At 45.5% G+C, this 11,958-nt stretch carries 9 protein-coding genes; all 9 read right to left on the reverse strand.

Annotated features, from left to right (window positions below; translation table 11 throughout):
• Window positions 1-190 precede the first annotated feature (190 nt).
• A complete protein-coding gene (gene dctA / locus MKX68_RS28550) occupies window positions 191-1,546 on the reverse strand; it encodes a C4-dicarboxylate transporter DctA (protein ID WP_340915215.1) in 1,356 nt (451 codons plus the stop codon).
• A 238-nt stretch (window positions 1,547-1,784) separates the two neighbouring features.
• A complete protein-coding gene (locus MKX68_RS28555; protein ID WP_091031394.1) occupies window positions 1,785-2,477 on the reverse strand; it encodes a metal-dependent hydrolase in 693 nt (230 codons plus the stop codon).
• A gap of 97 nt (window positions 2,478-2,574) precedes the next feature.
• The gene (locus tag MKX68_RS28560) at window positions 2,575-4,305 is read right to left on the reverse strand and encodes a glycoside hydrolase family 13 protein (protein ID WP_445671097.1); all 1,731 of its coding nucleotides are present in this window, start codon (window positions 4,303-4,305) and stop codon (window positions 2,575-2,577) included.
• Window positions 4,306-4,409: 104 nt separating this feature from the next.
• The gene (locus MKX68_RS28565; protein ID WP_340915218.1) at window positions 4,410-4,868 is read right to left on the reverse strand and encodes a VanZ family protein; all 459 of its coding nucleotides are present in this window, start codon (window positions 4,866-4,868) and stop codon (window positions 4,410-4,412) included.
• A gap of 41 nt (window positions 4,869-4,909) precedes the next feature.
• The gene (locus tag MKX68_RS28570; protein ID WP_340915220.1) at window positions 4,910-5,779 is read right to left on the reverse strand and encodes an AraC family transcriptional regulator; all 870 of its coding nucleotides are present in this window, start codon (window positions 5,777-5,779) and stop codon (window positions 4,910-4,912) included.
• 265 nt (window positions 5,780-6,044) lie between these two features.
• Window positions 6,045-8,477, reverse strand: a complete 2,433-nt coding sequence (locus MKX68_RS28575) for a glycogen/starch/alpha-glucan phosphorylase (RefSeq protein WP_340915223.1) — start codon at window positions 8,475-8,477, stop codon at window positions 6,045-6,047.
• A gap of 585 nt (window positions 8,478-9,062) precedes the next feature.
• Complete coding sequence (glgD, locus tag MKX68_RS28580) at window positions 9,063-10,166, reverse strand: glucose-1-phosphate adenylyltransferase subunit GlgD (protein ID WP_036608765.1); 1,104 nt, start codon at window positions 10,164-10,166, stop codon at window positions 9,063-9,065.
• A gap of 26 nt (window positions 10,167-10,192) precedes the next feature.
• Window positions 10,193-11,362: a glucose-1-phosphate adenylyltransferase gene (locus MKX68_RS28585; protein WP_338594928.1), complete on the reverse strand. Its 1,170-nt coding sequence runs from the start codon at window positions 11,360-11,362 to the stop codon at window positions 10,193-10,195.
• A 39-nt stretch (window positions 11,363-11,401) separates the two neighbouring features.
• Window positions 11,402-11,608 carry a hypothetical protein gene (locus MKX68_RS28590; RefSeq protein WP_338594174.1) on the reverse strand — a complete coding sequence of 69 codons (207 nt, stop codon included), beginning with the start codon at window positions 11,606-11,608 and terminating at the stop codon, window positions 11,402-11,404.
• Between the last annotated feature and the right edge of the window lie 350 nt (window positions 11,609-11,958).

Raw genomic sequence — 11,958 nt, forward strand, 5'->3', positions numbered from 1 at the left:
TGCGTTCGTGAGCTCCATGATATCTGTATCGGGACAACAAAAAACCGTCTATTCTTCCCACAATGGGTGTGGGCAACAGACGGTCTGTCTTGGTTAAACATGGTTGTTATATTTAAATGGTTGTTGTAGTGATTTGTTGATTTTAAAGTTGATGTCACTTGCCTAAGTCACCATAGTAGGTACATGCCACCTACGACATCTCGGGTGAAACTACAGCTTTTCCCTGTTTTTCCTGCATGTTTAACTTCAATAAAGATAGTGCAGCCTGTTCTTCCCTTTCCAGTTCAGCAGCACTGATCTCACCAGAGAGTACGGCACGCATTCGCTTCTGATCCAGCAGGCCTTCCCATTTTGCAACGACAAATGCTGCGACACAGTTACCCATCAAGTTTGTGAAGACACGCATTGTATCCATAAATCGATCTGCACCAAGCAGCAGTGCAACAGCTGCTACCGGAAAAGCATTAACGGCTACTGCCGTTGCGGACAGGGCCAAGAATGCGGAGCCAGGTACTCCTGCCATGCCTTTGGAACTTAACATCAACACCAGCAAAATTGTAATCTGCTGCATCAATGTCAGTTCAATCCCTACGGCCTGAGCAACAAAAACCGTAGCCAAGGATAAATAGATCGAAGCGCCATCCAGATTAAACGAGTACCCCGTCGGCACGACAAGACCCACAACCGCACGATCACAACCCGCCTTGGTTAGTTTGTCCATCATGCGCGGCATCACCACTTCTGATGATCCGGTTCCAATCGCCAGCATCACTTCAGAACGGGTATACTTCACAAATTGCAGGAAATTCAGCCCGGTAATCCACCAGGCAGCCAGTGCCAGCATGACCAGAAACAGCAGCGCTGCGCCGTAACAGGCCAGAATTAACAGACCAAAGGACGATAATGTGGAAGCCCCATAGGCACCTACCGTGTAAGCCATGGCTCCAAATGCACCAATTGGCGCGAGTTTCATGATATAACCGATGATGCGGAACACAATGCTGAGCAAGTTCTCAATCAGCGTCAGTACATTCTCTTTTGCCTTGCTCTCTGTTGCTGCCAGAGCAACCCCGAACAAGCATGCCACGAGCAGTACTTGCAGAAGTGCATTTTGTGCAAAGGCATCTACAACACTTGTCGGAATAATATTCATAATAAAGTCTACCGTATGTGGTAACTCGGAACCATTGGTTTTCGCTTCAATGCCGCTTGTATCTATGGTTGAAGGGTCCACGTTCATTCCGGCACCGGGGCGAAGCAGATTGGCTGTCCCTAATCCAAGTACCAGCGCCACTGTAGTTGCAATCTCGAACCACACGATGGCTTTCAGTCCAATGCGACCTACCGACTTCAGATCACCGATCTTCGCAATGCCTGTCACAATGACCATGAAAATCAGTGGTGCGATGATCATCTTGATCAATTTGATGAAACCTGTTCCGAGCGGTTGCAGCAAGCTACCCAGATCCGGCCACAGGATGCCTACACCAATCCCGATAATTACCGCTACAATAATTTGAAAAAATAATGATTTCACAAATGACATGAACGCTCCCCCTGTTTGCGGTCAATTCGGATTTTCGTTTGGTTTCCGTGTAACTTTTTATATCATTCCGAAACGGAGTTCAACAATGGAATTTCAATCTTTTTGTCATTTGTACCAACTCTATTGGTGAAAATTGAACTTGAAACCGAAAAAAGACGAATATCGCGTCAGTTATCTTGACGTGATATTCGTCTTTATCCATCAATCCATTTATTATTGAACAGGGGTTAAATGTGCATCACAGGGTAATAGATTCTCCCGGGGCCAGCACACGGCCTTCCAACCCTTTTGCAGCCAATTGTTGCACGAAGTGTTCTGCATCCTGACGAATCACCGGGAATGTATCATAATGGACAGGAATCGTCAGTTTGGCATTGAACCATTCCGCCGCCTGTAGCGCATCCTCAGGTCCCATGGTGAAATGTCCACCAATCGGCAAGAAAGCTACATCAATATTATGGCGATCACCAATCATTTTCATATCCCCGAAGAGACTTGTGTCTCCGGCATGCAAAATCGTTTTGCCACCAATAGTAATGATATATCCAGCAGGCAAACCTGCATACATGATCCGTTGTTCTTCTTCCAGCACAATCCCGGAAGTATGGAACGCCTGGATCATTTTGGCTTGAGCAAAGCCAAGATCCACCGTTCCGCCCATGTTCATGCCGAGCGTGTCCAGACCTTTCCAGGACATATATGTAGCCAATTCCACAATAGCGACAACTTTGGCGTTATTCGCTTTGGCAATAGGTTCAGCATCGAGGATGTGATCCATATGTGCATGTGTCAGCAACACAACATCTGTCTTAATATCTTCAGGCTTCGTGACAGCAAGCTCGTTGCCACGCAGGAAGGGATCAATGATCAGAGACTTCTCTTCTGTGCCCAGCTGTACACTGGAGTGACCGTGGAACGTAATATTCAACAACTTGGATTCCTCCCGACATATGTTTTGATTATTTTGAAACCACTATTTATTATAAATCATAGCTCTTCACCAACGCAAAATTACGATAGCCTCCGTGTCACCGTTGCTTACGATACACCCTTGCTTCATACGGCTGAAGCTGGATGGCACCTTCATCGGTAGAATAACGTCTGCTTACATTGCTGATGATCAGTTTGGCTTTCTCAGCATTCCAGCCTTCTGGCCAGTGCATCTCAGGCTCATGCCCACGAAAATTCAGAATGACCAACATCTGCTCATCATCCAGCGTTCGTGTATAGGCATAGATATCCGGATCATCCGGCAGCAGCAGTTCATACGCACCATAGATAAACACTTTATGCTGTTTGCGAAGCGCAATTAGCTTACGGTAATAATGCAAAATGGATTGCGGATCACTTTCGGCATCGGCTACATTAATCTCGGAATAATTATCATTCACCTGTATCCATGGCTGACCCTTGGTAAACCCTGCGTGTTCCGTATCATCCCATTGCATCGGCGTGCGGGCATTATCACGACTCTTCAGCCAGATTGCCTGCATGACTTCATGCTTCGACTTACCTTGACTAATGTAATGATTGTAATAATTTTTGGTCTCGATGTCCCGGTATTGTTCGATGTCCGGGAATGCGACATTGGTCATGCCAATCTCTTCTCCCTGATAGATGTATGGTGTTCCTTCAAGAGTAAGCATCCATGTCGCCAACATCTGAGCGGAACGCACCCGATATTTACCATCATCACCAAAACGGGAAACCGGGCGGGGCTGATCATGATTGCCCATGTAATTGGCGTTCCAGCCTCTACCATGCAAAACCGTTTGCCACCGGCTCATGATTTCTTTGAGATCTGTCAATTTCCATTCCTTATAGTTCCACTTACCAATGCCGGAAGATTTGGCATCGACGAACATATGCTCAAACTGGAATACCATATTAAGCTCGTCACGATCCGTTCCCACATAAGCCAGCGCCTGCTCAGGCCCAAGTCCCGAAGTCTCGCCAACCGTCATAGGTCCGTAAGGTTTCAGGATCATGTTATTCAGTTTCTTCAGGATGGAGTGTACCTGTTCCAGGTTGGAAAAGAGCTGATACGCGGGAACTACCGGCAGATTATGCGGGTTGTGGGCACTTGGCAGCCCCTCTGCCTTGGCGATATGCGCTACTGCATCAAAACGGAATCCGTCGACCCCTTTTTCCAGCCACCAATGCACCATCTCATACATCTCTTCTGCCATCTGTGCATTGTTCCAGTTGAGATCCGGTTGCTGTTCCGAATACAGATGCAGATAATATTCATTTGTCTCGGGATCATGCTTCCACACTGAACCTCCAAAATAGGATTCCCAATTATTCGGTACCTGCCCATTTTTGCCTGAACGCCAAATATAATAATCCCGTTTCGGATTCATCTTCGATGAACGCGATTCAGCAAACCACGCATGTTCATCTGACGTATGATTCAGCACCAGGTCCATCATGATCTTGAGACCACGCTTGTGTGCCTCTGCCAATAATCGATCAAAATCCTCCATCGTGCCGTACTTGCGCAGAATGGCGTAGTAATCACGGATATCGTATCCGTTATCATGTCCTGGTGAATCATAAATGGGACAGAGCCAGATCACATCTACGCCCAAATTCTCCAAATAATCGAGCTTCTCACAGATCCCCTGCAAGTCGCCATATCCATCTCCGTCCGAATCCTTAAAGCTGTTCGGGTAAATCTGGTATACCACACTCTCTTTCCACCAAACGATATCGCCCACCTCGCTCTCATCTTTGTACAATATATAATCTCTGCTCACGATATAAATAAGCCGTTAATATGTTTTATCCGAAAAGATTCCCTTGTAAACATTTGAAAGGTATCTTATGCAAAAAGACCCGGTCATGGACCGCGATCTGCGGTTCAATTCCGAGTCCTTCTTAATGAACATACGATTAACTTAAATCCGGCGTATCCGATCCAGGCACCGATCGTGTTCAGAATAATGTCATCCACATCAAACGAACCTACACGTGTAATCAATTGTGTGACTTCAACACCAAGCAGAAGCAAAACCACTGTGGATGTAAAAGTCAGGAACGAACGGCACCTCCGAAACAACCACGGAATCCAGACGCCCAGCGGAATGAACAATACGATATTGCCAAACAGGTTTTTGACCCAGGCCTCTGTATGGTACCTCTCCCTCTCCAATAGAAGTGGGCGAATGGTCTCAAAGGGCACGAGATTATATTGATAATACATACCTGGCGTTCGTCCACTGACAAACAGTAAGTTGCCCATAATCAGTATGTAAAGCACTGCCATGCAAGCAACAATGAATAACATCCACTTGGAGTGAAGCCATGACTTTTCGTTCATTCATCCCGTCCTCCGACCTTGATTTCCGCGAAGCGGTAGGTCTATTTTAACGGGATATAGATCTTCATGTCCAATTGTTCAGGGGTCGATTTCCAGACATCCGTCACTTCAAAGTCTGGCCCTTCCCTCCGTTCATAGTTCGACTGCGGCAGCCAGCTGCCATAGATCATTTTCCGAATATCCTGCCCGGAGCCTTCCACGGTGAATTCTGCATACAAGCCACCCGGGATTTCAATCGAGGTAAAACCGAGTTCAAGTACCTGAGATGCTCCACTGCTTTCTTCACCCACAATAAAAGAAAATTCTCCATCCTCTTCAAAATGACAGGCCACACCATAAGCCATATCAGGGCGTGTCCTCTCCGGGATCGCCATGAATTTCTGTTCCATGCCAAAATCGTGATAAAATCCGGGTATTTCAGCATAATGCTGATTGTCATTCAGGTTGGTCTTATATTCATAGCCGATGATCCAGTTTGGTGCCAATGTGACTAGACGGGGTGTGTTCATGTGGAATGTTCCACCAGGCGAAGTTCGATAATCATTAAAATCAATGCTCTGTTGCATCTTCAAAAGAGACATCTGATCCGCTTCCAGCTTGCGCAGCTTCGCGGGTGTCATTCCAAAGTAGGCTGAAAATGCACGGGTAAATGCCTCCTGAGATTGATAGCCGAAGCTCATCGCAATGTCCAATATGCCTTCCGACGTGTCCCGCAGCATCCCTGCAGCTTCCGTTAATCTGCGTCTGCGCACATATTCCAGTACCGTTAATCCGGTGATCGCCTGGAATAAACGCTGAAAATGAAACGCCGAAAAGCTCGCAGCAGCAGACGTCTCTCTGATATTAAACTCATCTTGCAAATGCTGTTCCAGATACTCAATAGCAAGCTGAATTCGTGTGTAATGATCCATAACACCGCGTCCCCTATCTAATTCGAAATATCAAACGATTTCTTATGTAGTATGACTGAGATCCAGATCATTTTTTTGATTTTGTGTGCGAACTTATATGATGAAAGATACGTGAGTTGCGCTTCTCTTCATGTTGAATGACACTATGATTCACTGTATGCCAAAAATCCCCTTGTTCTACAAGGAGATGCTCTCTACACTGGTTGATTAACCAGCAGAGATGGCTCTTGTGAACAAGGGGACATGTTTGTCTAACAATCTATTCTTAACCTTTCCAGTTCCCGGACACGGGATGAATACCCCAGATATCTGTAGCATACTCACTAATGGTACGATCACTGGAGAATATGCCGGAATGAGCCGTGTTTAATATCGCTTTCCGAGTCCAGCCCGGAATATCCCGATACCCCTGGTCAATGGCAGCATGCGCATCTGCATAAGCAGCAAAATCACGCAATACAAAGTATTCGTCACCATGAGCCAGCAAGGAGTCATAAATATCCCAGAACTCCCCGTCACGATAACAGAATGCACCTGGATGCACTAATTGCTCCACAACCTCGCGAATACGTTCATCATGCTGCACAATTTCATTCGGACGATAGCTTCCAGAACGATAATATTCAAGCACTTCATCTGCACGCAGACCATAAATGAACATATTTTCTTCTCCGACCTGCTCCGCCATCTCCACGTTGGCTCCATCCATCGTGCCAATCGTTAAAGCACCGTTCATCATAAATTTCATGTTGCCCGTACCGGAAGCTTCCTTGCCTGCGGTTGAGATCTGTTCACTAACATCCGCAGCGGGAATGATTTTCTCAGCAAGAGAGACGGAATAGTTCTCGAGGAAAAATACCTTCAAGCGGTCATTCACGGCCGCATCCCGATTCACTGTGTCAGCCACGGTGTTGATCAGCTTAATAATTTTCTTGGCAAAATAATAACTCGGCGCTGCCTTGGCACCAAAGATGAACGTACGTGGTACCATATCAAACGAAGCATCATTCTTAAGCCGGTTATACAGATGCATCACATGCAGAATGTTTAACAGTTGACGTTTGTACCCGTGTAGCCTCTTCACCTGTACATCAAAGATGGAATCCGGATTCACTGCTGTCCCGGTATGGTCCAGAATATACGCAGCAAGCCGTTCTTTGTTATCCCGCTTAATTGAACGGAACTGCTCCTGGAATGATGCATTATCAGCAAAGCCAGCCAACTGGTCCAGCTTGCCCGGCTCTGTTATCCATTCGTTACCGATTGTATCCGTGATGAGATCCGACAGTTTCGGATTGGCATGCATCAACCAGCGACGATGGGTGATACCATTAGTTTTGTTATTGAAACGTTCTGGATACAGTTCATAGAACGGAGCCATCTCACGCTCTTTCAAAATCTCGGTATGCAATGCAGCAACACCATTCACGCTATGACTGCCTACAATCGCCAAATGCGCCATCCGTACCTGATCGTTTGCAACAATCGCCAGATGCCCTATACGATCCTGATCTCCCGGATACCGGTCCAGCAGCATGCCACAGAAGCGTTTGTTGATCTCTTCAATGATCATGTAGATTCGTGGCAGCAGCCTGCTGATCATGGATACAGGCCATTTCTCAAGCGCCTCACTAAGCGTTGTATGATTGGTATACGATACAGTGCGAGTCGTGATATCCCATGCTTCATCCCAGCCATAACCCTTCACATCAATCAGGATGCGCATCAGTTCTGGAATAACCAAGGTTGGATGCGTGTCATTAATATGAAAGGCCACTTTATCTGGCAAACGATCATACGGTAGCTCCAGCTTGTTGAACGTACGCAAGGCGCTCTGTACACCTGCTGAACACATGAAGTATTGCTGCTTCAATCGCAGCAGCTTTCCTTCGTACTGGGAATCATCCGGATACAGGAATTCCGAGATTGATTCTACTGAACGGCTATAATCCAGATAGCCATAGTAGTTCGAAGGGGTGTCAAGTGAAGTCTCGCGCTTTGGCTCGGCACTCCAGAGACGCAATGTATTCACATGGGTTTGACCATAACCGATGACAGGCACGTCATAGGGAATGGCAACAACCGATTCGGCATCTTTTGTAACAAACTGATAATGTCCATCCTGCTCGTGAGCTTCTACCCGGCCCCAGAACTGGACTTCCACTTTTTTGTCCGGACGGCGGACTTCCCATTCATTGCCCTTATCCAGCCAATTGTCGGGTAACTCCACCTGATTGCCGTTGATGATTTTTTGCTCAAACAACCCGTATTTATAGCGAATGCCGCAACCATGTCCTGCATATCGGAGTGATGCGAGTGAATCCAGGAAACAGGCAGCAAGTCGTCCCAGACCTCCGTTACCAAGTCCTGCATCCGCCTCTTGTTCTTCTACCTCTTCCAAAGAGAAACCCAGTTCAGCCAGACTATCACGGACCAATTCCAATTCATTCACATTCAACAGATTGTTACCGAGCAGACGTCCAATCAGGAATTCCAGCGAGAAGTAATAGACTTGTTTATCCTGGCGCTGCTTAAACCCCTGATTCGACGCTGCCCAATCCTGTCCTGCATATTCGCGAATCATGCTTCCCAGTACGTGGTAAACGTCTTCCTGTGTTGCTTCTTCAATCGGTTTGCCCAATTTGCTGACCAGATTCCGTGTAAATATACTCTTGAACGTTTCCTTGTTGTCAAACAAAAGTAGGTTCCTCCCGGGGAAATCCTGTAGGATGGTGGCGGTTCATACACTCAGTTGCGCATGAGTGCCAAACCTTTAAGTGCTACACTTTCGGCTAAAAGACCGTTGCGGTGACGAATCATTCTTATGATAGCTGTTGTCTCCAAAATTCTCGATTAGCCTATATTCATTGAACTAAATCATATTTACACTGGCCACTTCGATGACAGAATAACCTTCCGATCGCTGTTATCCCCAGATTTTTTTATTCCTTTTTAAATGGAAAAATCCGGGGATAAAGGCGCACGCTGCGCTTCTTCAGGTTCTTTCTGTCCTCTCCGTTATGTGTAAATGTTTAAGTTGAATTTATATAGTACAAGGTTGAAATTTGGAGACAGCATTTGCTTTCGAAGCAACTTTCTTGCAGAAAGTTTTTAGGCGACCGCTACGCTTCTTCAGAATCGATTTCGTCCCCTCCACTACGTTTGCATGCTGGTGAGAACTTTCGAAGATGCAATTCATGCTTAGAAAGTGTATGAACCTTAAATCCATCCTACAGGATTTTTATTTTATATATTTATAGAAGATATCGGTTACGTGCGGGCATTAGATAATAGTACTTTTCGCTAAAATGTATGGATTCGACGGGTCGCCGATCAGCGTCTGTCCTCCGGTCAGCTTCACGTCTTTATCAAGAATGACGTTCTCAAGGACCGTCCCCTCACCAATGTAACATTTCTGCATGATGATGGAACCTTTTATTTTGGCACCCTTGGCCACCTGTACACCACGGAACAAAATGCTGTCCTCCACCTCTCCACCTACGATGCAGCCATTCGCGAGAAGTGAATGTTTAACATCTGCGGTATCTAGGTATTTGGCAGGGGCTTCGTATTTAATTTTCGTCTGGATCGGATCTTCCTTGAACAGTTGTTCATATTGCCCTGTGTTCAGCAGATCCATACTGTTGCGATAATAACTGTCAATGGAATTGATGACTGCGTGATAGCCATCATATGCATACGCAGCGATATTCAATCCATCCGGATTTTTTTGAATCACATCCCGGAAGAAATGGCTCTCGCCATGATCAATGCAGCGTTGCACCTGGCGCAGGAACAATTCTTTTTCCATGATGAAAATTTCTGTATATATATTCGGGTGATTAGCGCTTTGGTGAATGTCCACCACGTTACCGTCCCCGTCATGTTCAACTTTGACACAGGCGTCATGCTCAGGTAGCAGCTGATCTACTTTTTTGCAAACCAGTGTAACGTCCGCTCCTTTACTGATGTGATACCTGTAGACATCCTGGAGGTCTGCTTTGGTCACATGGCGACTGCCTGCATGCACAACATATTGTCCTGCCCCTCTGTGGAAAAAGTCCAAATTGTTGTGGAAATGCTGCAAGTCCCCTTGTGATGTATCTGTTGGATCATTCCAGTCTGGTGGCAAAATAAACATGCCCCCATGCTTGCGATCCAAATCCCAAGGCTTACCATCACCAAGATGGTCCATCAACGAGCGATATTTTCGCCGTACAAATACACCTATACTCTCAATGCCTGCATTCATCATATTGGATAGAACAAAATCGATTAGACGGTAACGCCCGGCATAAGGCACCGCGGCTCCGCAGCGAAAATACGTCAATTCCTTCAATTCTTCAAGTTCATGGTCAAGGTTAATAACTCCGATCAATTGTTTCATCGCATGCACCGTCCTTTTAACTTCAATTAGGCCTTGCTAGTTATTCCTTGGCGAAGCTGACGTTCCAGTTCTTCCTGATCCACGAGCAATATATCACTCTCATCTCCCGGTGCAGGCGAAATCTGTGTTCCATCAGGAATAACCAATCCTTCTGCGATAATAGCTCGGTAAATGCGTACATTTTGCCCGATTTTCACTCTTGGCATGATTACCGAATCGATGACAGCACTGTTCTCACCAACTTCAATCCCGTAGAACAGAACAGAATGATTGACCTCGCCATGCACCACACTGCCTTCACTAATAATACAATTCCGCACCTTGGCCGATGGCGAGATGTATTGTGCAGGTTGGTTCGGATTACGTGTGAAAATACGCCAGTCCGGATCATTCAGATTAAACGGTGTGTCTTCGTCCAACAGGTCCATATTGGATTCCCACAGACTGCGAATGGTACCAACGTCTTTCCAATACCCTTCGAATGGATAAGCATATAAGGATTTTTCGTTTTTAAGTAACAAAGGAATAATATCTTTACCAAAATCATAGGAGGTGGATGCCTGTTGTTCATCCTGGATCAGGAAACGTTTCAGTACATCCCACTTGAAGAGATAGATACCCATGGAAGCGAGTGTGCTCTTGGGCTCAGGAGGTTTTTCTTCAAATTCATAGATGCTATAGTCATCGTTAGTGTTCAGCACCCCGAATCGGCTGGCTTCTTCCAATGAGACATCAATGACCGATATGGTGCAATCCGCATCTTTATCTTTGTGATACTGGAGCATTTTTTCGTAGTCCATCTTATAGATATGATCCCCTGACAGAATGAGCACATGCTCAGGATCGAATTGTTCAATAAAGTTCAGGTTACGGAAGATGGCATCTGCTGTGCCACGGTACCAGCTGCTTCCGTCTTCACGTTCATGTGGAGGAAGTACATATACCCCGCCGTTTTTCCGATCCAGATCCCAGTCACTGCCAATGCCAATATAGGAATGTAAGACAAGTGGTTCATATTGAGTCAAAACACCCACTGTATCAATACCAGAATTAGAGCAGTTACTCAGCGGAAAATCAATGATTCGGTACGTGCCGCCAAAATATACAGCTGGTTTAGCCAGTGATTTGGTCAATCCTTTTAACCTTTTACCTTGCCCTCCGGCAAGTAGCATCGCTACAACTTCTTTTTTCGCCATCATTACAGCCTCCTCCACGTGCATTCGTTCTGATTCATTTCAGAGCCCATAATCGATATTCTGTTGTGTGGACACTGTTGTCTTGATTAGGAGCATGCTGTACAGATGTGTAACCGGTGAATCTTGTTGCAGTTGAACTTCTTGGATTGTAAAACCTGAAATAGAGATGATGCTGGTGTAGAATTGCCTTGACTGTCTTACAGAGGTGAATGTTAGATGCAGAACTTCAGGTGTAGCTCGTGCCAATGAAATAGACTACTCCTATTTAACATTAAACACGAAACGGACTGGGGAATCTTACTGGAAAACATCGACATCAAGTTTTGGGTGAGATTACCCTTTCTCGTGCCGCTGTTATTTATATTGTATTCGATAAAAGAGAATCAAACTCCTTTTGGAAAATTCATGGTAAATCTGTGACACTCTAGACCCGTAAACCTATAAAATCAAAAATACAGGTCTTATGAATCAGAAAATGGCAAATTATTTGTAAATTTTTAGAGGAATATATACAAATGTGTCGAATAGATAGTCGTGGTCTTAAAATAGTAACTAGAAATTGCTAAAGCATGAAGTCTATCGAGGAATTACATACT

Origin of the sequence: Paenibacillus sp. FSL M8-0212 (genome assembly GCF_038004645.1) — a bacterium.
GTDB lineage: Bacteria > Bacillota > Bacilli > Paenibacillales > Paenibacillaceae > Paenibacillus.

Coding starts and splice junctions, on each gene's coding strand:
- MKX68_RS28570 (WP_340915220.1), bottom strand. CDS start 5,779: ATGGATCATTACACACGAATTCAGCTTGCTATTGAGTATCTGGAACAG.
- glgD (WP_036608765.1), bottom strand. CDS start 10,166: ATGAAACAATTGATCGGAGTTATTAACCTTGACCATGAACTTGAAGAA.
- MKX68_RS28585 (WP_338594928.1), bottom strand. CDS start 11,362: ATGGCGAAAAAAGAAGTTGTAGCGATGCTACTTGCCGGAGGGCAAGGT.
- MKX68_RS28565 (WP_340915218.1), bottom strand. CDS start 4,868: ATGAACGAAAAGTCATGGCTTCACTCCAAGTGGATGTTATTCATTGTT.
- dctA (WP_340915215.1), bottom strand. CDS start 1,546: ATGTCATTTGTGAAATCATTATTTTTTCAAATTATTGTAGCGGTAATT.